The following is a 25098-nucleotide window of genomic DNA, read 5'->3' as shown; positions in this document are numbered from 1 at the left end:
CCGCAGCGAGCACCCCTCGTCAAGATGCTGGCATTGGCCTTGGCGTGGCAGCCGCTTTGACGCTCGGCACGTAGTCGAAGTCGGCGACCAGGATGTGGTTGTAGAACCAGCCGTTGATCAGGAATTTCACCTCGTCGGCAATCTCGTCGAGGGTCATCTGCTTGGCGTTCTCCAGCAGCTTGAACAGCATGCGCCGGAATTCCGTGTGCAGCTGCCGATGCGCCTCGAGGCCAGGGTATTGGCAAGCGGCCATCATCTGCTCTTCTTCACGCAAATGAACCTTGACGTACTCGGTGAGCATGGCCAGCGATTTCAGCACGCGGATCTGGTCACCATCGCCAGTGAAGGTTGCTGCAAGGTCGAACAATTGCCGATGCTGCGCATCGATGTTGGGCAAGCCGACCAGTATCTTCGGGGACCACTCCACCAACTCATAGTTCATTTGCCGCTCCATTTGCTCCGTAGGGGTGGGCCAGGCGTGTCACGAAATTGTCGGCTGGCGGGCCGAATCGATCTGCTCGGAGAGCGTCAGCCAGCGCTCTTCCAGTTTTGCCAGTTCCTCGGCGATCTCGCCCATTCGTCCTCCCAGTGTCGCCAGATCAGCGGCGGGCAGCGGGTTCGACAAGCGGCTCTCCAGAGAGTGCTGTTCTTTTTGCAGATCGAGTAGCGCCTGTTCGACCCGGCCCAGGTCGCGAGCCAGTCCTTTCAGCTTGCCGGGCGCTTTCCGGGCGGCCGTGGCGACGACCGATTCTGCCGGTTTGAGCGGATCTTTGGCGCTCTTCAGCGACTCCTTGAGACTTTCCCGGTTGCGCTTCGCCTCGTCGAGAAGGTAGCGCTGGTAGTCATCGAGATCGCCGGTAAAGTCGGCCACCCCACCGCGGCTGACCAGCCAGAACTCGTCACAAACCGAGCGCAGGAGCGAGCGGTCGTGACTGACCAGCATCACCGTTCCCTCGAATTCGTTGAGCGCAATCGACAGGGCTTCGCGGGTGGCGAGGTCGAGATGGTTGGTCGGTTCGTCGAGCAGCAGCAGGTTGGGGCGTTGCCAGACGATCATGCACAGCACCAAACGAGCTTTCTCGCCGCCGCTCATGGTGCCGACCGCCTGCTTGACCATGTCGCCACTGAAATTGAAGGTGCCGAGGAAGCTGCGCAGGTCCTGCTCGCGGCCGCTCTGCCCGTTGGCCAGACCTTCCTTGGCCATGCGGAGCATGTGTTCGAGCGGTGTTTCGTCCGGACGCAGGACGTCCAGCTCCTGCTGCGCGAAGTAGCCGATGTGCAGGCCTTTTCCTTCGCTGATCGTGCCGCTGGTACAGCCCAGGACGCGGGCAATGGTTTTCACCAGCGTCGATTTGCCCTGTCCGTTGGCGCCGAGGATGCCGATGCGCTGGCCAGCCAGCACCGAACGCGTGACCTGGCGGACGATCACCGTTGCTGGCGTGCCGGCGGCCGCCTCGGCCGGCGCCGGGTAGCCGAAGCTGGCATCGTCCATGATCAGCATCGGGTTGGGCAGGTTGGCGGCTTCCTTGAACTCGAAGCTGAACTCGGCGTTGGCCAGCACCGGGGCCAGACGTTCGATTCTTTCCAGTGCCTTGACCCGGCTTTGCGCCTGCTTGGCCTTGGTGGCCTTGGCTTTGAAGCGGCTGATGAAGCTCTGCAGATGGGCAATCCTGTCCTGTTGCTTGGCGTAGGCGTTTTGCTGCAGTTCGAGTTGCTGGGCGCGGGTTTCCTCGAAAACGCTGTAATTGCCGCCGTAACGCGTCAACTGCTCGTTGTCCAGATGCAGGGTGACGGTCGAAATCGCGTCGAGGAACTCGCGGTCGTGACTGATCACCAGCATCGTGCCTTCGTAGCGCTTGAGCCAGGTTTCCAGCCACACCAGCGCATCGAGGTCGAGGTGGTTGGTCGGTTCGTCGAGCAGCAGAAGGTCGGACGGACACATCAGTGCCCGCGCCAGCTGCAGCCGCATTCGCCAGCCGCCAGAGAAGCTGTCGACCGGATTGTTCAGTTCGGTGGTCTTGAAGCCGAGACCAAGAATCAGCGACTGCGCGCGCGCCTGCGCATCGTGTGCGCCGGCGTCGTGTAGCGCCATGTAGGCGTGTGCCAGCTCTTCGCCGTCGCCGCTCGCTTCGGCCAGGCGGACTTCCTCCTCGGCGGCGAGCAGGGCCGTGTCGCCACTGATCACGAAGTCGGTGGCACTCTGCGAGGTTTCCGGCATTTCCTGCAGGACCTGCGCGAGGCGCCACTGTGCCGGCCGGAAAAACTCGCCAGCGTCTTCGTGCAGGCTGCCGTCGAGCAGCGCGAAGAGCGTCGATTTGCCGGCGCCATTGCGGCCGATCAGGCCGACTCTCTCGCCGGTGTTGATGGTCACCGAGGTGTTATCAAGCAACACCCTGGCGCCGCGGCGCAGGGTAACGCCCTTGAGGGTGATCATGCGGCAGGAAACTCCAGGTGTTTGTCCGGCAGCCTTGGTCGTGCCGAGACGTCGGGATGGTCGGGATGGTCGGGATGGGCGCGGGCAGCGGTCAGCGGAATATCACCGTCTTGTTGGCGTGCAGGAGCACGCGATCCTCGAGGTGGTAGCGCAGCCCGCGTGCCAGTACCGCCTTTTCGATATCCTTGCCGTAGCGCACCATGTCTTCGACAGAGTCCGAATGATCGATGCGGATCACGTCCTGCTCGATGATCGGTCCCTGGTCGAGTTCGCGGGTGACGTAATGGCAGGTCGCGCCGATCAGTTTGACGCCGCGCTGGAAAGCCTGATGGTAGGGCCGGGCGCCGACGAAGCTGGGTAGAAACGAATGGTGGATGTTGATCATCTGTCCCGGGTAACGGGCACACATCTCCGGCGGAAGAATTTGCATGTAACGGGCCAGGACCATGGTGTCGCCCCTGACCTCGTCGTAGATGCGACAGATTTCGGCGTGCGCGCCAATCTTGTTGTCGGCGCTGATCGGCACGTGGTGGAAAGGGATGCCGTGCCACTCGACGAAGGCCTTGAAGGTATCGTGATTCGAGATCACGCACGGGATCTCGATGTCGAGCTCTTTCGACTGCCAGCGTGCCAGCAGGTCGTAAAGGCAGTGCTCCTGCTTGCTGACCATCAGCACGACGCGCCGCTTGACGGCCGAGTCGCTGATCTTCCACTCCATCGACAGCTCTGCCGCCAGTGGCGCGAAGCGTTCGCGGAACTCGGCCAGATGAAAGGGCAGCGAATCGGCCTTTACCTGCATGCGCATGAAGTAGCGACTGCCATGGTCATCGTTGCCGTTGTCGGCGTGATAGCTCGATTCGAGAATCCAGCCGTTGTGCTGGGCGATGAAGCCCGAGATGCGCGAAATGATGCCGACCTGGTCGGGGCAGGAGCCGGAAAGCGTGTAGAAACGTCTCGTCTGCATGCCGTGGCGATCCTAGATTGCCGCGCGCGCGGCAAAGGCTTTGTCAATTTCGGCACGCAGATCGGCGAAGGTCCGGGTGACCGGATACTGCGGGAATTCCGCGATCACTTTCGCGGGCGGGCGAAAGAGAATCCCGGCGTGCGCCTCTCCGAGCATCGCCGTGTCGTTGTACGAATCGCCGGCGGCGACGACCGAGAATCTGAGTTCCTTCAGGCGTTGCACGGCCTCGCGTTTCTGGTCGGGCATGCGCAGGCGGTAGTGCACCACCTTGCCATCGGCATCGGCTTCCAGGCTGTGGCAGAACAGCGTCGGCCAGCCGAGCTGGCGCATCAGCGGGTGCGCAAATTCGTAGAAGGTATCCGAGAGGATGATCAGCTGGTAGGTCTCGCGCAGCCCGTCTACGAAAGCACGCGCACCCTCGAGCGGTCCCATCTCGGCGATGACTTTCTGGATGTCCGGCAGGCCGAGTTTGTTCTCGGCCAGGATGGCCAGGCGGTAGCTCATCAGCTTGTCATAGTTGGGCTCGTCGCGCGTGGTGCGGCGAAGCTCTGGAATACCGGTGCGAGCGGCGAATTCGATCCAGATTTCGGGGACGAGTACGCCTTCGAGGTCAAGGCAGACGATTTGCACGGCAGGCTCCCGGTGGGTAGGTTTTGGCAAAAAACCGAGATTCTACCAAATCCGCCCTGCCAGGTACGCAGCGCGGCAGCGCTCCGACAGTCTCGCCGGTCACGCGGGCCGCCACCGCCGGCGGGTGATCGTCGCCGGTGCTCACTCTCCGCTTTGCTGCTGACCGGGTGCTGATCTGACCGCCGCCGACGCCAGGCAACACTGTCCGCGCCCGCCTTCCTTGGCCAGGTACATGGCGCGGTCGGCAGCCAGCAGCAGGGAGTCGATGTCGTCGGAGTCCTGCGGCCACAAGGCCACACCGATGCTGGCGCCGACCTGCACCACCTGCCTGTCGAGTGTCGCCGGGCAGCTCAGCGTGGCGATGAGCTTGGCGCCGACGGCCAGCGCCTGTTCTTCGTCGAGCACGCCTTCGACGACGACCACGAACTCGTCGCCACCGAGGCGGGCGACGGTGTCCGAGACGCGCACGCATTCCTGCAGGCGCGCGGCGATGGTCTCGAGGAGTTGGTCGCCGATGGCGTGCCCGTGGGTGTCGTTGACCAACTTGAAACCGTCAAGGTCGACCATCAGCAGCGCGAACATGTCGCCGCTGCGTTTGCCGCGGGCGATGATCCGTCGCAACTCGTCGTAAAGCAGGGAGCGGTTGGCCAGTCCGGTCAGCGGGTCGTGGTGCGCGAGCTTGCGCAGCTCGGCTTCGCTGTGGCGCAGGCGTTCGTTGCTTTCGGCCAGCTCGAGGGTGCGCTGCATGACACGTTGCTCGAGCGTTCTTTCCGACTGCCGCAAGGTCTGCACGGCGCTCTCTCGGGCGCTCAGGGTTTCCGCCTGCGCCGCTGCCAGCGCACGGCGCGTGCTGTTGATGCGATCGGCGAGGGCGAAGGAAAGCAACAGAATCTCGAGCGCCGATCCGATTTGCAGGGCGAAGACGGTCAGTAGATTGGTCGGTAACCAGTTCAGTGCGCGCAGGGCGGTCAGGGCCGCGCCGACCAGTAGCAAACTCCAGGCGGCCAGGAACAGGCGCGCGCCCGCTTGACGACGAACGGCACAAAGTGTGGCGGTGGCAACCGCGGTTGCCGCGAACGCTGCACCGAGCAGCGCGGTGGCCATTCCTGCCGGGCGGTAGCCATAAAAGACGGCCGTCGCGGCGGCCAGTACGAAGCCGGCCTGCAGTATGGCCAGCAGGCGGTCGAAGCGTGGGGTCGCCTTCCCGGTTTCGAGAAAGAGTCGCGTGAATAGGGCACCAAAGAAGCCGGTTGAGCAGAAGCCTATCGGGATGGCAAGGTCTCCCCACGCCGGCCAGTCGGGCCACAGGAACTGATTGCCCAGCCCAAGTATCGACAACTGAGCGACGGCGATGGAGGCGACGACGCCGACGTAGGCCAGATAGGCGGCTTCGCGGAGCGAGAAGTAGAGCAGCAGGTTGTACAGACCGAGTGCCAGCAACATCCCGAAGTAGGTGGCCATGACGCTGTAGACGCGTTGATCGTTGGCGTGCAGGGCGGCCGGGGACCATAGGGTCAGAGGGATGGTGACGCTGCCGCTGGTCGCGATGCGCAGGTACACCCGCTGTTCGCTACCGGGCACCAGTTCGAGCGGGAAGACGAGATTGCGGTGCACAAATGGCCGGCTTGAAAAAGGCGCCTGGTCGCCGGCGTGTTGGCGTACCACCGTGGCGCCGTGGCGGACAAAGACCGTCACGGAGTCGAGCGAGGGATAGCTGATCTCGAGCAGCCATCGCTTTGCGGCCCCGAGTTCGGGCGCCAGCGTCAGGCGCAGCCAGTAGGTCGTCGGCGAATAGCCAAAATTGAGATCACCGTCGCCAGCGTGCCGCCGGAATCGCGTTGCCGTCTCCGGCCGTTCGATGTCGGTCAGCGTGAGCTCTCCGGCCGGGTCTTCTAGAACCTCCGTGAACGGGCGCAACGGCACCGAGCTGCTGAGCGCAGTGAGGCGAACCTGCGTGTCTGCACTCGCCGGGGCAAGCGCGGCAAGAATGGCCAGCAGCAGAATGATTGCCTGCAGAGCGCGCATGCATGTGCTCCGGTTACGCCCAAATATCAGGCTCGTCTGTAGTATACGCGGGTAGCCGGTCGGTCAGTCGGCGCGCCGCTGCCGTGAGGCGAGCGAGCCGGCTACCCCGGGATCCGAGGAAGGTAATGAAGGAGAATTGCATGCGTCTTACGGGCAGCCTGCTGCTTGTCTTTATATCGATCAGTGGCGGCGCCTGCGCCGACGAGCCTGCGCCAGTCCCCGTGCCACAGACGCTCGAGGAGGCGGTCGCTCAGCGCGAGCGAGCCGACGCGCTGCGCGACCAGGCCGAGGAGCGCTACCTGTTCGAGCAGAACGAGTGCTACCGGAAATTTCTGGTCAGCGACTGCCTGGTGGCGGCCAAGAAACGCTACACCGAGGCGAGGGTCGCGGCGCGTCGACTCGACCAGCCAGCGATCGATTTCGAGCGCTCGGCGCGCCGCCAGGATCTCGACGCGCGTGAGGCGCAGCGCGCTGCCGATAGTCTCAGCCGTCAGGCCGAAGACCACGGGCGGGCAGAGCTTTACCGCGCCGAACACGCGGCGAAGCTAGCCGAGCGCGAGGCGAAATTGGCCGCCAAGGCGAAAAAAGCAGAGGAGGGGCGCCAGAAAATGGCGGCCGAACAGGCCAAGCGGCAGGCCAAGCTCGACAAGCGGGCTCGCCAGGACGCCGAAAGAGAAGCCAGGAAAGCGGCGCAAGCGGCGGAATCGGCGAGCAAGGAAGGAAGCAAGGCGTCGACCGGCGCGGTCAACTGATCGCGCAGACGGTCCTGCCGGGGAGCGGGTGCCCCGCCGATCCTTCTGCCCTGCACCGGTCCGACGCGTCGCCCTGATCGCTGCCGCTTCAGGCAAGGCCCTGGCTGTCGAGATACTCTTCGTAGGTGCCGAGGTAATTGACCAGCGTGCCGTCGAGGCGGATCTCCAGGATGCGCGTGGCCAGCGACGAGACGAATTCGCGGTCGTGGGAAACGAAGGCCAGCGTTCCCTTGAATTTCTCCAGGGCCGTGTTGAGCGATTCGATCGACTCCATGTCGAGGTGGTTGGTCGGCTCGTCCATGACCAGCACGTTCGGTTTCATGAGCATCAGTTTGCCGAAAATCATGCGTCCCTGCTCGCCACCCGAGATCACCTTCACCGCCTTGCGCACTTCGTTGCCGGAGAAGAGCAGGCGTCCGAGGGTGCCGCGGATCAGCGTCTCGAGGTCGTCTCCCTCGGCGGCGTTGGCGCGCGCGTAGCCGGCGATCCAGTCGGTCAGGTTGACCTCGCTGTCGAAATCCCTGGCGTGGTCCTGGGCGTAGTAGCCAAGGCGTGCCTTCTCGGCCCACTTGATGCTGCCGCGTTGCGGCTGCAACTCGCCCATCAGCAGCTTGAGCAGCGTTGTCTTGCCCACGCCATTCTCGCCAACGATCGCCAGCCGATCGCCGCCGTTGAGTGCCAGATTCAGTTTGTCGAAGATCTTCTGCTCGCTTCCCGGGTAGGCGAAGGTCAGGTTTTCGATTTCCACCGCCTGACGGTGGAGCTTCTCGCGCTCGTCGTATTCGAAGCGAATCCAGGGGTACTGGCGCGAGGACGGCTTGACGTCTTCCGGCTTGAGTTTTTCGATCAGCTTGACGCGCGAAGTTGCCTGCTTGGCCTTTGAGGCGTTGGCCGAAAAACGGCGCACGAAGTTCTGCAGATCGGCAATCCGCTCCTTGGCCTTGGCGTTGGCGTTCTGCTGGCGCTCGCGGGCCTGCGCCGAGGCTTCCATGAAATCGTCGTAGTTGCCCGGATAGACGGTGATCTTGCCGTAGTCCAGGTCGGCCATGTGGGTGCACACCTGGTTGAGAAAGTGCCGGTCGTGGGAAATGATGACCATCGTGCTGTCGCGGTCGTTGATCACGTTTTCCAGCCAGCGGATGGTGGCGATGTCGAGGTTGTTGGTCGGTTCGTCGAGGAGCAGGATCTCCGGGTTGGCGAACAGCGCCTGAATCAACAGGACGCGCAGCTTCCAGCCAGGCGCGACGTCGCGCATCGGGCCAAAATGCTGCTCGGCCGGGATGCCGACGCCGAGCAGCAGCTCACCGGCACGCGCCTCGGCGGTGTAGCCGTCGTATTCGGCAAAGCGGCCTTCCAGCTCGGCCGCGTGCAGGTAGTCCTCCTCGCTCGCCTCGGGATTGGCGTAGATGGCGTCTTTTTCGACCATGCACGCCCACATTGCCTCGTGGCCCATCATCACCACGTCGATGACACGCTGCTCTTCGAAGGCGAATTGATCCTGACGCAGGTAAGCCATGCGTTCGTGCGCGTCCTTCGAGACGTTGCCGGCGGTGGGTTCGAGTTCGCCGTCGAGAATCTTCATGAAGGTCGATTTGCCGGAGCCGTTGGCGCCGATCAGGCCATAGCGGTAGCCTTCGCCGAACTTGACCGAGACGTTTTCAAAAAGGGGCTTGACCCCGAACTGCATGGTGATGTTGTTGGCGACGAGCACTAAGAAACCTCGGGAAAATCATCGGGTTGCAAAAAGGGCGATATTGTACATCAGGGACCGACGGCGTGCCTGCCGGGCGCGTTGAATGGCGTCCTTTTGCGGGAGCACGTGTGGCCGCGGCATGCGCGGGCAGCACTGCGCTGGAGCTGAACGATTTGGCCGGGCCCGCTGTTCGGCGTCAGCGGTTGTTCAGCGCCAGCTTGATGCCGAAGGCGAGCAAGGCGACACCGGCCAGGCGAGTCGCCAGCCGGCGTGCACCGGGCAGGACCGAAAGCTTGCGGGCCACGCGGTTGCCGATCAGCACCAATCCGGCCTGGTAGAGCAGGCTGAGCAGCGTGACGTGCGCAACCATCGCCCCGAGGGTCAGCGGCGCTGCGTCGGCATGCAGGAAGAGGGGAAAAAAAGCGACGAAGAAGAGCATCACCTTCGGGTTGGTCAGACTGACCGCGAAGGCCTGGCGAAAATACCGCCAGCCACTCTGGCGTGGCGCACGTTCGACGTCGGCGCCGGCAACTGGCGGGCGCAGCAGCTGCACACCCATCCAGCCGAGATAGGCAGCGCCGAACCACTGCAAGCCCTGGAACAGGGCGGGATGGGCGTTCATCAGCGCAGCCAAGCCAGCCAGTGCGGCAATCATGTAGACCAGATCGCCGAGCAGCGTGCCGCCGACGGCACCCAGACCGGCGCCGACGCCACTGCGCGCCGTGGCGTTGAGGATAGCCAGCGTTCCCGGGCCTGGAATCAGCTGGAACACGACGATCGCGGCGATGAAGCTCGCGTAGTTCTGGATCTCGAACACCTCGTTCTCTCCTGGTTTTCCTTGCTCCGCGTCGCCGCTCAGGCGTGATCGACGGCACCGCTTGTCACGGCCAGCAAGACATCGAGCTCCAGCCAAAGGGGGTCGCAGAGGCCTTCGCGGTAGGCCGAGCGCCGGAAGCTCGCGTGTTCGTTGCGATAGACGGTCATCAGGCCACGCCGGTCGTCGAGCACGCAGCTTCTGACGTTCGCCAGGCGATCCGCGGCCTTGACCACCAGCGCCAGTTCGGCGGCGCCGCTGACCGTGGCCAGGCGGGCGTAGGTCCCCGCCTTGCGCTCGGCGCGGCTGGCTCCCGACAGGTCGGTCAGCAAGCAGACGCATTCGGCGACCAGGGGCCCGAAGCGGTCGCGGATTTCGATGTCGGTGACGGTGGTGTCTTCGACCACATCGTGGAGGTAGCCGATGACCTGTGCCTGGCTGCCGTAGGGGGCGAGCAGAGTGACGACCTCGTCGAGGTGAAAGGAGTACGGCAGGTCGCCGTAGCGTTGGCTGCCGTGGGCAGCCAGAGCAAAGGAGCGCGCTTCGTCAAGCATGGTTCTTTCCTTGCGGGCAGTCGTTTGGAGGATGCGGCTGGGTAGCGTTTCACCAGTCTTCCGCCAGCGGCGTCTTCAGCCCGATCCGACCAGGCCGGGGTCGCTGACGTGCTCAATGAGGATTCGCCGCAGGCGCATGACGATGGCCGGCGCGGTGGCGAAGAAGTTGGGGAAAGTCACCGCCTCAGCCTTTCTTCTGGATCAGCTCGATCTTGTAGCCATCGGGATCTTCGACAAAGGCGATCACCGTCGTTCCGTGTTTCATGGGACCCGCTTCGCGCGCCACTTTTCCGCCACGCGCCTTGATCTCCTTGCAGGCGGCGTAGGCGTCGGCGACTTCGATGGCGATGTGGCCGAAGCCATTGCCGAGTTCGTAAGCCGGCGTATCCCAGTTATGGGTCAGTTCAAGGACCGCTTCTTCCGACTCCGGGCCGAAACCGACGAAAGCCAGCGTGAAGCGACCGCCCGGATAATCCTGGCGGCGCAGTTGCTGCATTCCCAGGACCTCGGTATAGAAAGCCAGCGAGCGGTCGAGATCGCCAACGCGCAACATGGTGTGCAGAATTCTCATGATTTTTCCTTGCCGGGTTGGGCTGGCGATCGTCAGGCGCTGTCTTGGGTTTCGCTTCCGATCGGCGTTCCAGGCGCGCGAACCTGCGTGGAAGAGCAGAGCAGGACTTGCGATGCGCGCGACTGCCGGAAAAGATACACCAGAAGTGTGGTCTGTGGTCCACCTGGCTTTGGCGCCGGTCTGACGAGGGGCGTGCGAAGATTTCCAGGTGTCCCTCTGCAGGCCGCAAGACGGGCGCGCTGCAGCGGCCGCCACGCGCGGGGCGTTCTTGGCGGGGAGCGGCCTTGCGCCGGGATGACGATGGGCATAACGTGGTTCCCTCGGTCGAAGGATCGGGCAGTGTCAGCGTGTCGCCAACCATTCGCGGCGATGCTGCGACGCTTTTCAACACGCGACGGAGGTAATGAGCATGAAAAAGATTGTCATCTCGCTGGTAACGATGGCCCTTGCTGCAACCGGACTGTCCGGTTGCGCCAACATGAGCGAAACGCAGCGCGATACAGGAACCGGTGCCGCCATTGGGTTACCGATCAGTCGCGCTGAAGAGCGGTATCGTCGCGCTTCCGGCCAGACGGCTTCAACCCCATTTCCGTCTTCCCTCCACTTTTTGGGCTATTGCGTCTATTGTACCAACCGCTGTTGTGTGTGGAACGAGTCGCCATGGGTGTGCGGCTGCAGAGGCGATCCGGTTGCTAAGCTTTTGGTAGGGCACCGAAACCAGCGACTATGCATCAACCGCCGCCTCGCGGAGCGGCCACTTACACCACCAGTTCACAGATGTGGTTGTTATATGTGTGCTCATTGGTGTCCCGACGCGGTTCCCCCCTTGCTGAGAGGCTGCCAGTAGCCCACCACTCCCGGACCGCCAAACTCTCGCGCCCTCATTGTAGCAGCAGCAGACCCCGACGCACTAAGGTAGCGCTCTTGGGCACGTTGCTCCCCGGCCCGGGGTCACACGTTCCAGCGTGTGGCCACGAACGGACTCCATTGTACAACAAGGGGTCACGGCCCGCTGACACCGCGACAACAGCGACGCCAGCCCGGTGTGGGGCCGATCCGCCGGCCACACCCTGCCCACACGTTACGAGGCGGACAGCACACACGCGCAAAGTGCCCCGTGGGTGACAGACCCGTTAGACACGATGAAGACAGCGACTCTCCTACCCGACCGCCGACATAGCCAGCGGGCAAGCCGCTAGAGATCAGTCCCGAGAACCCAATCTGACTGGCAGTGGCTGACCGTGGCGAGACCGCGCACGCACCGCGAGACGAAAGTATCCGTCGCGCCGACGAGCGTAGACGACGGCCCGACATACGCCAGCGATGGCCCGTGGTGTCCACAGGGACCGCACACAATCGCCGACAAGCCAGCGCATGTCACCGGGCGGGTCTGAGGGACCGCGCCCCGTGGAAATGGCGGTTGTCGCCGCGCCCGCACGCGTCGGGAGAGGCTCGCCAGCACGGCTGAGCGCAGACGTACCGAATATTGACGCTGTACGACCCGGGAACTACACAGTCGACGGGAAAGTCTGCCGCGCGTCAGTCACGTGCCACGGGGCGTGCAGCCGGTACATCGGCGGGTACAGGCCGTGCGCGCACGCCCCGAGACGCGGGGCACCCTGCGTGTTTCAATCTCCAGGCACGTGGTGCCCGTCTTCGGGGTGACGACGTAGTCGGTCACCGCTGGCGGGAAATAGATCAGCCGCCAGTTGAGGTGAATGCCGCTGCGCAGGCTGCAACTCCCCCAGCGCGTTCGCGCCGATGACAGCGACAGGCGGGGCGGTGCGACGGCGAGGAGCGGCGCGTAGTGAGCGAGGCGCTCGGCGAACAGCTCGCGGGCTTTTTCGCGCAGCGCCTTCTCGAGTACGCGCGGCGCTTCTGTCGGCGCGCGCAGACAAAGGGTGAGCGTCGGCTCGCCGGCCTGCAGGTTCCAGACGCAGCGATTGGCGCCGATGGCCAGACGGATGCGCAGCGGCCTGCCGAGCACCGGCAGTTGCAGTCCATCGCTGATCGACAGCGTTTCGGGAGCGCGGCGAGTCGACCATTCGTCGAGTTTCTCGCCGATCCATTCACCATGGCGCTGGAGCATCGTCTCGACGTCGCGCAGCGAGGCGCGGCGTGGCGCGCCGACGCGCAGGCCGCGATGGTCGATGGTCAGGCCGATGGTGCGCCGGCTTGCTCGCCGCAGGACGTAGGCAACCGTGCGCTCACCCAGTTCGATGGTGCGTGCCGTTTCGCCGGCGGGCAGAGAATGCTCGCCGGAGGACGCGGCTTCAGGCAGCCACGGCATCTACGGCAGCGGCGGGCGCCGGGTAGCGGTGCGGCGAGATGCGGCGCATTTCTTCCTCGATCCAGGCCGCGGCGAGGGCGTTGATCCTGGCCGCCGATTTCTCGCCCGGGTCGATCGGCGGGCCGACGCTGACGGTGATCAGGCCGCGCTTGATCCGGAAGGCGTTCCTTCCCCAGATTTCACCCGCGTTGTGCGCCACCGGCACCACCGGAACGCCGGCGCGAACCGCCAGATGCGCGCCGCCGGGCTTGTAACGACAGGTCTCGCCGGGTGCGACACGGGTGCCTTCGGGAAAGATCACCACCCAGTAGCCAGCGGCGAGGCGGTCGCGTCCCTGGTCGAATATCTGCTTGAGCGCGTCTTTGGCCGCCGCACGGTCGATCGAGATCATTTTCAGCGCCGCCAGGCCCCAACCAAAGAAAGGCACGCGCAGCAGCTCTTTCTTGAGCACGAAGACCAGTGGCGGAAAGACCTCCTGCAGGCCGACCGTTTCCCACGCCGACTGATGCTTGGCGAGCACCACCGACGGCGTGGCGGGAATGTTTTCGCGGCCGATCACCTGGTAGCGGATGCCCAGAACGTGGCGCGAGAGGGCCATGAAGCCGCTTCGCCAGAAGGCGATGATCGTATAGCGCGCAGCGATCGGCAAGGCGATGGCCAGCGAGACGAGCACCCCGAACGGGATCGTCCACACGCTGACCAGGAGCAGGAACAGTGTGGAGCGGATGGCGACCATCACGAGGAGAGCAGAATATGCTCGGTGGCCGCCGCCAGATCAGGGAAGACCAGCGTGCCTTCCGGCAGGCCACCGGCCTCGACGGTCTGCGCTCCCAGGCCGGTCAGGACGAGCAGCGGCTGGGCACCCACCGCCGCGGCGGCAAGCAGGTCGCGCAGCGTGTCGCCGACTGCCGGGACGCCGTTCAGGTCGACGTTGAAGCAGTCGGCAATACGCTCGTACATCCCCGGCTTGGGCTTGCGGCAGGCGCAATGCGCGTCGACCGAATGCGGGCAATAGAAGATGGCGTCGATGCGCCCGCCACAGCCCTGCACCGCACGGCACATCTTGTCGTGGATGGCGTTCAGCGTGTCCATGTCGAAGAGTCCGCGGCCGACGCCGGACTGGTTGGTGGCCAGCACCACCTTGTAGCCCGCCTGATTGAGGCGGGCGATCGCTTCCAGGCTGCCCGGGATCGGCCGCCATTCGGCCGGCGACTTGATGAACTGCTTCGAGTCGTAGTTGATGACGCCGTCGCGGTCGAGAATGACGAGTTTCATACGGCCAGCTTGGAGATGTCGGCGACCGCATTGAGCTGGTCGAAAAGCGTTTTCAGGAGGCCCAGACGGTTGCCACGCAGCAGGGGTTCGGGAACGTTGACCATCACTTCGGCGAAGAAACGGTCGACCTCGGTACGTACCGACGCGAGCACTTTTAGCGCGTCGGCGTAGTCCTCGTTGGCGACGTGCGACTTGACCAGCGGGGCGATCAGCAGCACGCGTTCGAAGAGCGCTTTCTCGACGTCTTCCTCGAGCAGCGCGACGTCCGGTTCGGGCAGCCTGGCGTCGGCTTTTTTCAGGAGGTTGCCGATGCGCTTGTTGGCCGCGGCCAGGGCCAGCGACTCGGGCAGTTGCTGGAACTCGCGCACCGCCGCCAGGCGGGCGGGGACCCGGTCGATCCGCGTCGGTTGCTGCGCCAGCACCGCTTCGACGACGTCGATCGCGTGACCGGCGTCTCTCAGCATACCGCGCAGACGGTCGAGCATGAACGCCAGGAGCGGCTGCTCGACCGCTTCGAGCTTGATTCCCTGCGCGCTCAGCGCCTGGCTCGCCTGGCCAATCAATTCCGCCAGATCGAGCGGCAGCGGCGTCTCCATCAGGATGCGCAGAACGCCGAGGGCGGCGCGGCGCAGGCCGAAGGGATCCTTGTCGCCGGTGGGCAGCTGGCCGACGCCGAAGAAACCGACCAAGGCGTCGAGTTTGTCGGCCAGAGCGGCGGCGCAGGCAATGTTCCCCTGCGGCAGGGCATCGCCGGCAAAGCGCGGCCGGTAGTGCTGCTCGACGGCGTCGGCCAGTTCCGGCGGATTGCCTTCGTGGAGCAGGTAGTAGCGGCCCATGGTCCCCTGCAACTCGGGAAACTCGCCGACCATGTCGGTCAGCAGGTCGACCTTGGCGAGCTGGCCGACCGCTTCGGCGACCTGGCCGTCGGCACCGAGTTTTTCGGCAATGCTGCGCGCGATGCGGCCCAGGCGCTGGGCCCGGTCGCCCAGCGAGCCGAGCTTGTTGTGATAGACGACTTCACCGAGACGTACGGCTCGGGTGGTGAAACCGTTCTTGCGATCCTGGTTGTAGAAGAAACGCGCATCGGCCAGGCGTGGGCGCACGACGCGTTCGTTGCCGCTGATGATGGCGCCGGGATCGTCGACCTGCATGTTGGAGACGATCAGGAAGCGGTTGAGAAGCTTGCCGTTGGCGTCGAGCAGCGGGAAGTATTTCTGGTTCTGCTGCATGGTCAGAATCAGGCATTCCTGTGGCACTTCGAGGTATTCGGCCTCGAACTCACCGGCATAGACGACCGGCCATTCGACCAGCGCCGTGACCTCGTCAAGCAGGCCAGCGGCCGGATTGATGCTGGCGTCGAGCCGCTTTGCGGCCGCGTCGAGCTGAGCGGCGACCGTGGCGCGCCGTTCGGCGAACGAGGCGATGACCTTGCCGGCAGCGAGCTTGGCGACATACTCGGCCGAGCTGCCGACGACAATCTCTCCGGTCGACAGGAAGCGGTGGCCGAGGGTGCTGCGGCCACTGCGCAGGCCGAGCACGTTGCCGGCGACGATCGTGTCACCGTGCAGGAGGATGAGGCTGTGCACCGGGCGAACGAACTGGTGTTCGGAGTCACCCCAGCGCATCACTTTCGGAATCGGCAGCTTCTTCAGTGCCTGGGCGACGATTTCGGCGAGATGCACGTCGAGGTTCTCGCCCTTCTTCTCCAGCCGGGCAACGAAATACTCACCCTTGCCGTCGGCGGCCTTGTGCAGTTGCTCGAAACTGACGCCTGCCGAGCGCATGAAGCCCTCGAGTGCCTGCGTTGGCTTGCCGGCCGCGTCGAGCGCTCCGCCGACCGCCGGGCCCTTACGTTCCAGGACGCGGTCGGGCTGGCGTGCGGCGACGCCGGTGATCGTCATGGCTAACCGGCGGGGAGTGGCATACGGCGTGCAGACGCTGTCGTCGGCAGTGAACTGCTGCCCTTTCAGGGCCGCAAGAACGGCGTCGGCGAAAGCCTCGGCGAGCTGGCGCAGAGATTTGGGCGGCAACTCTTCGGTGCGCAGCTCGATCAGGACGGTATCGTTCATCTCATTGCCCCTCGTCGCCGGTGGCCGTCTTGCACATCGGGAAACCGAGGGCCTGGCGGGAATCAAGGTAAGCCTGCGCGACTTCACGCGCCAGCGCGCGCACGCGGCCAATGTAGGCCGCGCGCTCGGTCACCGAGATGGCGCCGCGGGCGTCGAGCAGGTTGAAGACGTGCGAGCACTTCATCACCTTTTCGTAGCCGGGTAGCGCCAGGCCGGCGGCGATCAGGCGGCGGGCTTCGGATTCGTGCTCGCTGAAGTGCCGGAAGAGCATTTCGACGTTGGCGTATTCGAAGTTGTACTTCGACTGCTCGACCTCATTCTGGTGAAAAACGTCGCCATAGGTCACCCGGTAGCCTGGGCCCTCGGCCCAGACCAGGTCGAAAACGTTCTCCACCCCTTGCAGGTACATCGCCAGTCGCTCGATACCGTAGGTGATCTCGCCCAGCACCGGTTTGCAGGCCAGCGAACCGACTTCCTGGAAATAGGTGAATTGAGTGACTTCCATTCCGTCCAGCCATACTTCCCAGCCGAGTCCCCAGGCACCCAGCGTCGGGCTTTCCCAGTCATCCTCGACGAAGCGGATGTCGTGCGCGGCGGTATCGATGCCGAGCGCGCGCAGCGATTCGAGGTAGAGATCCTGGATGTTCGCCGGCGAGGGCTTCATGACCACCTGATACTGATAATAGTGCTGCAGGCGGTTCGGATTCTCGCCGTAGCGACCGTCCTTCGGGCGGCGAGACGGCTGTACGTAGGCCGCGTTCCACGGTTCCGGGCCGATGGCACGCAGGAAGGTCGCCGTGTGGAAGGTGCCGGCACCGACTTCGACGTCGTAAGGTTGCAGCAGCACGCAGCCCTGTTGATCCCAGAAATTCTGGAGACGCAGGATGACTTCCTGGAACGTAGGCATGGGAAAGTTTCTGAACGAACGAAAAGCCGGGATTTTACTTGGTTTCTGGCCCGACAAGAACCGTGTTCAAGCGCACCGGCGACGATCAGCGTCAGCGCGCTGCGGCCACCGTCACTCGTCTGCAGGCGCGGGCGGGACGCTCAGGGCGAGTATCCGTGCCGTCGTCTCGCGCCGGCCAACACGATCACCAGCAGGGCCGCCAGGGTCAGCGCCGGCCAGTTTCCCCAACGCACGAAAGGCGTTGCGCCCGCGTAGCCCTGCACCTTGTCGACCAATGCCCCGCGGGTGAACGGTGGCAGGAGCGAGCGCACGCGGCCATCGACATCGACAATCGCGGTCATCCCGGTATTGGTGGCGCGCAGCATCATGCGGCCGCTTTCCAGGGCGCGCATCTGGGCAATCTGCAGGTGTTGTGCCGGCGCCAGCGAGTCGCCGAACCAGGCAACGTTGGAGATATTGACGAGTAGCGTTGCCGCCGGCAATGCGCCGATGATCTCTTCGCCGAAGGCGTCCTCATAGCAGATGTTGACGGCGACCTGCTGCCCGGCCAGCTGCAGGGGTGGCTGGCGTGCCATGCCAGCGGTGAAGTCGGACATCGGGATGTTGGCCATGGCCATGAACCAGGCAAAGCCGGGTGGCACAAACTCGCCGAACGGCACCAGATGCACCTTTCTATAGCGCTGCGACGCGCTGGCACCAAGGCTCACCGCAGCATTGAAATATTGCCCGCCTTCGGCGACGGCGATGCCCAGCAGCAGCTCGCCCTGTTGGCGCAGGGCCAGCTTGCGCAGTTCGTCGAGATATTCGGCGGGAACCTGGTCGAGAAAGGCGGGCAGGGCGGTCTCGGGGAGAATCGTCAACTGTGCGGGGTTTTCCTGCGCCAGCCGGTGGTAGGTGCGCAGCGAATCGACGAAGCGCTCGGGACGCCACTTGATTTCCTGTGCCACGTTGCCCTGTAAGAGGGCTACGGACAGCGGTTCGCCGACCGCTTGCGTCCAGCGCACTTCACGCAGCAAGGCGCCAGCGCCAAGGAGCAGGAGCAGAGTCAGCAGGGGCAGCGCCGGCAGGCGGCGCGCGTGGCGGCCACTGTCGTGCGTCGGCGAGCGGAGGGCGCGCCTCACCTGCTCATAAAGCAGCGCTCCGGCAAGTGCCGCCGACAGCGATACGCCATAGACGCCGAGGGCTGGCGCATAGCCGGCGAGCGGGCTATGCGGAAGCTGCGCGTAGCCGGCGGCGAGCCACGGGAAACCGCTGAACACCCAGGCGCGCAGCCACTCGGCCAGCGTCCACAGGCTGGCGAAGAGCAGCGCCCGCGGCAGCCAGCCGAGCGCCGCCAAACGAACGAAGAGCGCCCCGGCAAGCGCCGGAAACAGGGTCAGCACCAGGCAGAAAAGAACCGTCGCCAGGCCCGCCAGCCAGGCGGGCATGCCACCGAAGACGCTGAGGCTGACGTAGACCCAGGTCACGCCGGCGAGGAACAGGCCGAAGGCGAAAGCGGCGCCGAGCAGGGCCCCGCGGAGCGGGCTGCGCTGGCCGGCGGCCTCGGCGCAGAGCAGGCCGAAAAGGCCGCCGAGGCTCAGCCAGTTGATCGGAAACCAGCCAAATGGCGCAAAAGCGAAGACGCCCACGGCGCCGATTGCCAGCGCTGCCAGGAGCCGCCAGCGCAAGGGCCTGCTAGGCAGGCGCGTCGGCATGCCGGGACCCGGAGACGAGGAGGGTGTAGATGCGGCGAGTGTCGACCCGCAGGACCTGAAAGCTGGTGCCGTCGATGACGATTGTCTCGTTGACGTCCGGCACGCGTCCCGTTTGACGCAGGATCAGGCCGCCGACCGTGGCACTCTTTCCGTCGCCGAGGGAGGTTCCGAAAGCGTCGTTGAAGTCGTCTACCGAGGTGTTCGCCTTGACCCGGTAGAGGCCGCTTTGGTCAAGGTGGATGTTGTCGTCCTCTTCGGCGAAATCGTACTCGTCCTCGATTTCGCCGACGATCTGTTCGAGCACGTCCTCGATGGTGATCAGGCCGGCGACGCCAGCGTATTCGTCGATGACCACCGCCATGTGGTTGCGTGAGACACGAAACTCGCGCAGCAAGCCATCGAGGCGTTTGAATTCCGGGACGAAGATCGCCGGCCGCACCCAGTCGCGCAGGCGGAAATCGTCCCCGCGCTGCACGCGCAGCAGATCCTTGGCCAGCAGGATGCCGATTACCTGGTCGCGATTGCCCTCGACGACCGGAAAACGCGAGTGTGCCGTACGATTGACCTGGGCGATGATCGTTTCCAGGGAATCCTTGGCGTCGATCACTTCCATCAGCGGGCGCGGGACCATGACTTCCCGCACGGTGACTTCCGACGCGGCCAGGGCTCCTTCAGTGATGCTCAGCGCGTCGGCATCAAGCAGTTTCCGCTGGTGCGCCGATTGCAGCAGTTTCATGAGTTGTTCGCGGTCTTCCGGCTCGCGCATGAGAAGAGAGGAAAGGCGTTCGAGAAAACCCGGGGTGCTGCTACTGGTGGTCATAGGCTGATCTTTGAGGACTGAGGCGATAGCGGCGATGGCCTGGGCGCTGCCCGAGGTTCGGCGCCACTTTCGCATCACTCCTCGCTGCAGTAGGGATCCGGATAGCCGAGGTCAGCCAGGATGCTGCGCTCCAGGTCCTCCATCGCGGTCGCCTGTTCCTCGCTTTCCTCATGGTCGTAGCCCTGCAGGTGCAGCATGCCATGCACGATCAGGTGCGCGTAGTGCGCGTCCAGCGACTTGTCCTGCTCGGCGGCCTCGCGGGCGACGACCGGCACACAGAGGACCAGGTCACCGCAAAGTTGCGGCTCGAGCGCGTAGGGGAAGGAGAGGACGTTGGTCGCGTCGTCCTGGCTGCGGTACTCGCGGTTCAGCCGCCGCCCTTCGTCGGCAGCGACGAAGCGCACGGTCACCCGCCCGTCGTGGTTCCCGCTCTCGGCCAGCGCCGCGCGTGCCCAGGCGCGTACGCGCGGCTTCTTCGGCAGGTCCTGGCGGTCGCAGGCGTACTGGACTTCGATTTCCAGCGGCTCAGCTTTTTTCGGCATGGTGGCGGGCCCTTGATTTGGCCTCGAGCGCTTCCAGTGCGGCGGTGTGCGCTTCGTAGGCCGAGACGATGCGTGCCACCAGGGGGTGGCGGACGACGTCTTCCTTGAGGAACTCGGTGAAGGCGATGCCGCGAACCTCCTGGAGGATCAGCCGCGCTTCGATCAGGCCGCTTTTCTGGCCCCGCTGCAGGTCGATCTGCGTGACGTCGCCGGTGACCACCGCCTTGGCGCCGATGCCGATGCGCGTCAGAAACATCTTCATCTGCTCTGGCGTCGTGTTCTGCGCTTCGTCGAGGATGATGAAAGCGTGGTTCAGCGTGCGGCCTCGCATGTAGGCGAGTGGCGCGATCTCGATCGAGCCGCGCTCGAAAAGCTTGCCCACACGCTCGAAGCCCATCAGGTCGTAGAGCGCATCGTAAAGCGGGCGCAGATACGGATCGACCTTCTGGGCCAGGTCGCCAGGCAGGAAGCCGAGGCGTTCGCCGGCCTCGACCGCCGGACGGGTGAGGACGATGCGCTGCACCAGCTCACGCTCGAAGGCGTCGACCGCCGAAGCCACGGCCAGGTAGGTCTTGCCGGTGCCCGCCGGGCCGGTGCCGAAAGTGATGTCGTGTTCCTGGATGTGCTTGAGGTATTCGATCTGCCGTGGCGTGCGGCCGTGCAGCTCGCTCTTGCGCGTCATCAGCGCCGGCGAGACACCGCCGCCGGACGACGTCTTGCGCACCGGTCGGTTGAGGATCTCGATCAGGCCGAGCTGGATTTCGTCGACCGACAGCGCCTCCTTGGCCTGCGCGTAGAACTGCTGCAGTGCCTCCGAGGCGCGCGTCGTCTGCGCGCTGTCGCCACGCAGCGTGAAGCGCTCGCCGCGGCGGGCGATCGAGACGTCGAGGGCGGTTTCGATCTGGCGCAGGTTCTCGTCGAGTGCGCCACACAGGTTGGCCAGGTGCTTGTTGTTGACCGGTGACAGCAGCAGTTCGATGGCCCGGCTCTTGGTTTCGGGTGTCTTGGCGCTCATGCGGCCTGCCCTGCGCTGTGGCCGACGATCTCGCCGCGCAGCGAGTGCGGCAGCGCCGCGCTGATGCGCACATCGACGAATCGATCGAGCCACTCACTGTTGTCGACAGAATCGCTGGCGAAGTTGACCACCCGGTTGTTGTCGGTGCGTCCAGCCAGCTCGCTCTTGTCCTTGCGCGCCAGTCCTTCGACCAGCACCCGCTGCACGCTGCCGACCATGGCCAGCGAAACTTCCTGCGCCAGGCCGTCGATGCGCTGCTGCAGGCGCTGCAGGCGTTCGAGTTTCAGTGCTGGCGGCGTGTCGTCGGCCAGATCGGCCGCCGGCGTCCCCGGCCGTGCGCTGTAGATAAACGAGAACGAAGCGTCGAAGCCGACGTCGTCGATCAGCTTCATCGTCTTTTCAAAGTCCTCGGCGGTTTCGCCGGGAAACCCGACGATGAAGTCGGAAGACAGGGACAGGTCGGGGCGCGCCGCGCGCAGCTTGCGTACCAGGCTCTTGTATTCGAGCGCCGTGTAGCCGCGCTTCATCGCCGCCAGCACGCGGTCGGAGCCCGACTGAACGGGCAGATGCAGATGCGAGACCAGCTTCGGCACGCTGGCGTACACGTCGATCAGCCGTGGGGTCACCTCGCGCGGGTGCGAGGTGGTGTATCGGATACGTTCGATTCCCGGGATCTCGGCTATGTATTCGATGAGCAGCGCCAGGTCGGCCGCTTCCTCGCCGGGTAGCGCCTGGCCGTTGCCGCTCATCGCGCCGCGGTAGGCATTGACGTTCTGGCCGAGCAGGGTCACTTCCCTGACGCCCTGGTCGGCCAGGCCGGCGACCTCGGTCAATACGTCGTGGAAGGGGCGCGAGACCTCGTCGCCACGCGTGTAGGGAACGATGCAGAACGAACAGAACTTGCTGCAGCCTTCCATGATCGAGACGAAAGCGGTCGCGCCCGTGACGGTCGCTGGCGGCAGCTTGTCGAACTTCTCGATCTCCGGGAACGAGATGTCGACCTGCGCCCTGCCCAGGCGTCGCCGTTCGGCAATCAACTGCGGCAGGCGGTGCAGCGTCTGCGGTCCGAAAACGACGTCCACGTAGGGGGCGCGCGCAACGATCGCCGCGCCTTCCTGGCTGGCTACGCAACCGCCAACACCGATTATCAGGTCGGGATTGGCGCGTTTCAGCAGGCGGACCCTGCCGAGGTCGTGAAAAACGCGTTCCTGCGCCTTCTCGCGTACCGAGCAGGTGTTGAAGAGAATGATGTCGGCGTCGTCGGGGGTGTCGGTCTTGACGATGCCTTCCGATGCGGCGAGTACGTCGGCCATCTTGTCCGAGTCGTACTCGTTCATCTGGCACCCGAAGGTGCGGATGAACAGTTTTTTGGCCATGTTTTACTTGCGTGAATGAGGTGACTAGCGTGGGCGAGGCGCCGAGGATTCGCTCGGCGTCAGCATCCAGACGCGATGGATCGCGCCCGAAGCGTTGGGGAGATAGACGACTTCCACCGGGCTCTGGACCTGCATCGGCATCACGATCAGGTTTTGCCGGCTACGGATCTGAGCCGTCGGGGCGAGCCGCCATTGCTGGCCGTCGATGATCAGGAAACCGTCTCCGGTGGGTGGCTGCATGACGCCCTTGTGGGCTTCGTCGGGCAGCGCTCGTGCGAGTCCGGCCGGCTCGTTGAGGATGCGTGGGTCGGGCGCGGGTTCCATTGCCATCTCGGCGACGCTGCTGAGAATGGTGTACAGGAGGGCGGCAGGGATGTCCATCGGGCCATTATAGACACGCTCGCCGGCAGCTGTCAGCTTTCGGCCGCTTTCGCCGTTGTGGCGAGCGCCACAAGCAGCGTAGAATGGCGACCTTCGCGGGCGTCGTATAATGGTAATACCCTAGCTTCCCAAGCTAGAGCCGAGGGTTCGATTCCCTTCGCCCGCTCCACCGCATCATTCTGCGGACTTCCGCAGAAGTCCAAGAGAGTCTGCAAGTCGTTGCCACACAAGGACTTTTCCTCTCTTTGACGTTCTGCCGTAGTCCACTGCGATCCGCCTACAGCCGGGACTTTTAAGTCCACAAACAAGTCCATTTTTGCGGGCGCGGCTGATTCCGGATTGTTGATGGAGGGGCGAGGTCGACGTGACCAGCATCTGGTTCCTGACTCATGTTCAGGAGCAAGAGCATGGCACTCTCAGACCTGGCCGTTCGACAGGCCAAGGCAACTGGCAAGGCATACACCCTCCCTGACTTGGATGGCCTCTCCCTGGCCGTCACGGCTGCAGGGGGCAGGACTTGGCACTTCCGCTACTACTGGGCGGGCAAGCAGAAGCGGATGTCGCTCGGCACCTACCCGGAGGTGACGCTTCGCGAGGCCCGCAGCCTACGCGACGAAGCGCGCGCCCTGCTGGCCAAAGGCACCAATCCTCGCGTTCACCGCAAGCAGAAGCGCACCGCTGTCCGGCTCGCCGACGAAAACACCTTCGAGGCGGTGCATCGCAAGTGGCTCAAGCATCGCGGGCTCAGCCTCAAGGAAGGCCGGCAGACGACCCTCTCGATACTTCCACGGATCTTCGACAAGGATGTGTTGCCCACCTTGGGCAAGCGGTCGGTCTATGAGATCAAGCGTCCCGACCTCTTGGAGGTGATCGCCAAGATCGAGAAGCGCAGGGCACTCTCCGTCGCCGAGAAAGTCAGGACGTGGTTCAACCAACTGTTTCGCTACGCGCTGGTGATCGTGCCGGGCCTGGAGCAAAACCCCGCCTCCGATCTCGATGTGGTGGCGCTGCCGCTGCCACCCGTCAACCACAACCCGTTCCTGCGCATGGCCGAGCTGCCGAAGCTGTTGCAGCGGCTGCGCAGCTATCGCGGCAGGCGGCAGACCCAGCTCGGGCTGCGGCTATTGCTGCTGACCGGCGTGCGAACCGGCGAGCTGCGACAGGCGACGCCGGATCAATTCGATCTGGACCGTGGGCTGTGGATCATCCCGCCCGACGTCGTGAAGCAACTCCAGTTGGATATGCGCAAGAAGCGGCAGCAGCCAAAGGACATCCCGCCCTACATCGTGCCGCTGTCGATTCAGGCCATGGAGATCGTCCGGCACCTGCTGGATGAGTTCAAGCCGGCCCAGCGCCACCTGTTCCGGCACGACAGCGACTTGAAGAAGCGCATCAGCGAGAACACGCTCAATGGTGCGCTCAAACGCATGGGCTATCAGGAACGCCTGACGGGACACGGTATCCGCGGCACGATGTCCACTGCGCTCAACGAGATCGGCTACCCGAAGGTCTGGGTGGATGCACAGCTCTCGCATGTCGATCCCAACAAGGTCAGCGCGACCTACAACCATGCCGAGTACGTGGAGCAGCGTCGCCGCATGATGCAGGACTGGGCCGATCGGCTCGACCTCTTCGAGCAGAACCAGGTCGAGGCGGCCAGCATGCCGCTCACCGTGCATCTGGAAGGCGTACCCGCGTTCCCGAATGAGCAAACCGCAAGCGCACCCTCCGCGCCGGTTGCCGCTTCGCCAATCCTGCTGGTGACGAAGCCGGGTGACGCCATGCCGTTGGTTTCTGCCGCCGCACATCGGCTGCCGGCGGTTCCGCCCCCTCGATCGGCCGCGCCGCTGGTGCCTTCGGACATTCAGCGCGAGAGGATGGAACTGTTCGATGTCTTCGAAGCGCCGCACAACCTTCCCGTCGCGGCGTTTGCCAAGATGGCGGGCAAGTCCCGCAGGTGGATCAGCTACGAGATCAAGGCGGGCAACTTGCTGGCGTTGAACGTGGGCAACCGCGGCCAGCGCGTGCCGGACTGGCACCTCGACCCACTCAAGCACGAGCTGATCCAGTCCGTCCTCAAGCTGACCAGGGGTGCGGACCCTTGGCAGCTCTACCATGCACTGCTGCAACCGCGCTCGATGCTGCGGGGGCGTTCGGCACTGGAGGGCGTGACGGCCGGCAATCTCGACAAGCTCGTCATGGCAGTGAGCACAGCCGTGAAGGAAAGCGAATGGACCCCGCTGCGAGTCGGAGTCGCCTAGCAGCAGGAATGCGGGATCGTGGCGGAACCGC

At 64.5% G+C, this 25098-nt stretch carries 22 protein-coding genes and 1 tRNA gene; 3 read left to right on the top strand and 20 right to left on the bottom strand.

Annotation, left to right across the window (positions count from 1 at the left end; genetic code table 11):
• Nucleotides 1-19: 19 nt before the first annotated feature.
• From QZ634_RS09845 to QZ634_RS09825, 5 genes are all read right to left on the bottom strand, one after another.
• Entirely contained in the window at nt 20-442 is a 423-nt protein-coding gene (locus QZ634_RS09845) for a hemerythrin family protein (RefSeq protein WP_291987695.1), read from the bottom strand.
• A 39-nt stretch (nt 443-481) separates the two neighbouring features.
• Entirely contained in the window at nt 482-2434 is a 1953-nt protein-coding gene (locus tag QZ634_RS09840; RefSeq protein ID WP_291987693.1) for an ATP-binding cassette domain-containing protein, read from the bottom strand.
• A 91-nt stretch (nt 2435-2525) separates the two neighbouring features.
• Complete coding sequence (gene purU / locus QZ634_RS09835; RefSeq protein ID WP_291987690.1) at nt 2526-3398, bottom strand: formyltetrahydrofolate deformylase; 873 nt, start codon at nt 3396-3398, stop codon at nt 2526-2528.
• A gap of 12 nt (nt 3399-3410) precedes the next feature.
• A complete protein-coding gene (gene thrH, locus QZ634_RS09830; protein WP_291987688.1) occupies nt 3411-4028 on the bottom strand; it encodes a bifunctional phosphoserine phosphatase/homoserine phosphotransferase ThrH in 618 nt (205 codons plus the stop codon).
• A gap of 141 nt (nt 4029-4169) precedes the next feature.
• Complete coding sequence (locus tag QZ634_RS09825) at nt 4170-6053, bottom strand: 7TM diverse intracellular signaling domain-containing protein (protein WP_291987686.1); 1884 nt, start codon at nt 6051-6053, stop codon at nt 4170-4172.
• Between the two features lie 140 nt (nt 6054-6193).
• Here QZ634_RS09825 and QZ634_RS09820 point away from each other — a divergent pair, with 140 nt between their 5' ends.
• Nucleotides 6194-6805 carry a hypothetical protein gene (locus QZ634_RS09820; protein ID WP_291987684.1) on the top strand — a complete coding sequence of 204 codons (612 nt, stop codon included), beginning with the start codon at nt 6194-6196 and terminating at the stop codon, nt 6803-6805.
• 88 nt (nt 6806-6893) lie between these two features.
• On the opposite strand, the gene QZ634_RS09815 is transcribed toward QZ634_RS09820, so the two are convergent.
• The 15 genes from QZ634_RS09815 to QZ634_RS09745 form a co-directional block, all read right to left on the bottom strand.
• Nucleotides 6894-8516, bottom strand: a complete 1623-nt coding sequence (locus QZ634_RS09815) for an ABC-F family ATPase (protein ID WP_291987682.1) — start codon at nt 8514-8516, stop codon at nt 6894-6896.
• A 178-nt stretch (nt 8517-8694) separates the two neighbouring features.
• A complete protein-coding gene (locus QZ634_RS09810) occupies nt 8695-9315 on the bottom strand; it encodes a LysE family translocator (protein WP_291987680.1) in 621 nt (206 codons plus the stop codon).
• A gap of 38 nt (nt 9316-9353) precedes the next feature.
• The gene (locus QZ634_RS09805; RefSeq protein ID WP_291987679.1) at nt 9354-9866 is read right to left on the bottom strand and encodes an HD domain-containing protein; all 513 of its coding nucleotides are present in this window, start codon (nt 9864-9866) and stop codon (nt 9354-9356) included.
• Nucleotides 9867-10050: 184 nt separating this feature from the next.
• The gene (gene gloA, locus QZ634_RS09800) at nt 10051-10437 is read right to left on the bottom strand and encodes a lactoylglutathione lyase (RefSeq protein ID WP_291987677.1); all 387 of its coding nucleotides are present in this window, start codon (nt 10435-10437) and stop codon (nt 10051-10053) included.
• A 1543-nt stretch (nt 10438-11980) separates the two neighbouring features.
• Nucleotides 11981-12727 (bottom strand): YgjP-like metallopeptidase domain-containing protein, encoded by a 747-nt coding sequence (locus QZ634_RS09795; protein ID WP_291987675.1) that lies wholly within the window; start codon nt 12725-12727, stop codon nt 11981-11983.
• Nucleotides 12711-13463, bottom strand: coding sequence for a lysophospholipid acyltransferase family protein (locus QZ634_RS09790; protein WP_291988097.1), 753 nt, complete (start codon nt 13461-13463; stop codon nt 12711-12713). Before QZ634_RS09790 ends, QZ634_RS09795 begins: the two co-directional genes overlap by 17 nt.
• The gene (gene gmhB / locus QZ634_RS09785) at nt 13463-14002 is read right to left on the bottom strand and encodes a D-glycero-beta-D-manno-heptose 1,7-bisphosphate 7-phosphatase (RefSeq protein ID WP_291987673.1); all 540 of its coding nucleotides are present in this window, start codon (nt 14000-14002) and stop codon (nt 13463-13465) included. The genes QZ634_RS09790 and gmhB overlap by 1 nt, the downstream gene beginning before the upstream one ends.
• Nucleotides 13999-16071, bottom strand: a complete 2073-nt coding sequence (gene glyS / locus QZ634_RS09780; RefSeq protein ID WP_291987671.1) for a glycine--tRNA ligase subunit beta — start codon at nt 16069-16071, stop codon at nt 13999-14001. Before glyS ends, gmhB begins: the two co-directional genes overlap by 4 nt.
• Before the next feature lies 1 nt (nt 16072).
• Nucleotides 16073-16978, bottom strand: coding sequence for a glycine--tRNA ligase subunit alpha (gene glyQ / locus QZ634_RS09775; RefSeq protein WP_291987669.1), 906 nt, complete (start codon nt 16976-16978; stop codon nt 16073-16075).
• Between the two features lie 140 nt (nt 16979-17118).
• The gene (lnt, locus tag QZ634_RS09770) at nt 17119-18645 is read right to left on the bottom strand and encodes an apolipoprotein N-acyltransferase (RefSeq protein WP_366145372.1); all 1527 of its coding nucleotides are present in this window, start codon (nt 18643-18645) and stop codon (nt 17119-17121) included.
• 7 nt (nt 18646-18652) lie between these two features.
• Nucleotides 18653-19492, bottom strand: coding sequence for a transporter associated domain-containing protein (locus QZ634_RS09765; RefSeq protein WP_291987665.1), 840 nt, complete (start codon nt 19490-19492; stop codon nt 18653-18655).
• Nucleotides 19493-19566: 74 nt separating this feature from the next.
• Nucleotides 19567-20034, bottom strand: coding sequence for an rRNA maturation RNase YbeY (gene ybeY / locus QZ634_RS09760; RefSeq protein ID WP_291987663.1), 468 nt, complete (start codon nt 20032-20034; stop codon nt 19567-19569).
• Complete coding sequence (locus QZ634_RS09755; RefSeq protein WP_291987661.1) at nt 20018-21049, bottom strand: PhoH family protein; 1032 nt, start codon at nt 21047-21049, stop codon at nt 20018-20020. The genes ybeY and QZ634_RS09755 overlap by 17 nt, the downstream gene beginning before the upstream one ends.
• On the bottom strand, nt 21046-22425 hold the full coding sequence (miaB, locus tag QZ634_RS09750; protein WP_291987659.1) for a tRNA (N6-isopentenyl adenosine(37)-C2)-methylthiotransferase MiaB: 1380 nt from the start codon (nt 22423-22425) through the stop codon (nt 21046-21048). Before miaB ends, QZ634_RS09755 begins: the two co-directional genes overlap by 4 nt.
• A gap of 24 nt (nt 22426-22449) precedes the next feature.
• Nucleotides 22450-22806, bottom strand: coding sequence for a hypothetical protein (locus tag QZ634_RS09745; RefSeq protein WP_291987657.1), 357 nt, complete (start codon nt 22804-22806; stop codon nt 22450-22452).
• 95 nt (nt 22807-22901) lie between these two features.
• Here QZ634_RS09745 and QZ634_RS09740 point away from each other — a divergent pair.
• Together QZ634_RS09740 and QZ634_RS09735 are read left to right on the top strand one after the other, a co-directional pair.
• Nucleotides 22902-22975 (top strand) — tRNA-Gly (locus tag QZ634_RS09740).
• Between the two features lie 238 nt (nt 22976-23213).
• Nucleotides 23214-25067 carry an integrase arm-type DNA-binding domain-containing protein gene (locus QZ634_RS09735; protein WP_291987655.1) on the top strand — a complete coding sequence of 618 codons (1854 nt, stop codon included), beginning with the start codon at nt 23214-23216 and terminating at the stop codon, nt 25065-25067.
• Nucleotides 25068-25098: the final 31 nt, after the last annotated feature.

It is taken from the genome of Candidatus Accumulibacter sp. ACC007, assembly GCF_907163205.1.
Taxonomy (GTDB): domain Bacteria; phylum Pseudomonadota; class Gammaproteobacteria; order Burkholderiales; family Rhodocyclaceae; genus Accumulibacter; species Accumulibacter regalis.
The sequence above is the reverse complement of the archived record's forward strand: the minus strand, read 5'-3'. Positions and strand labels throughout refer to the sequence as shown.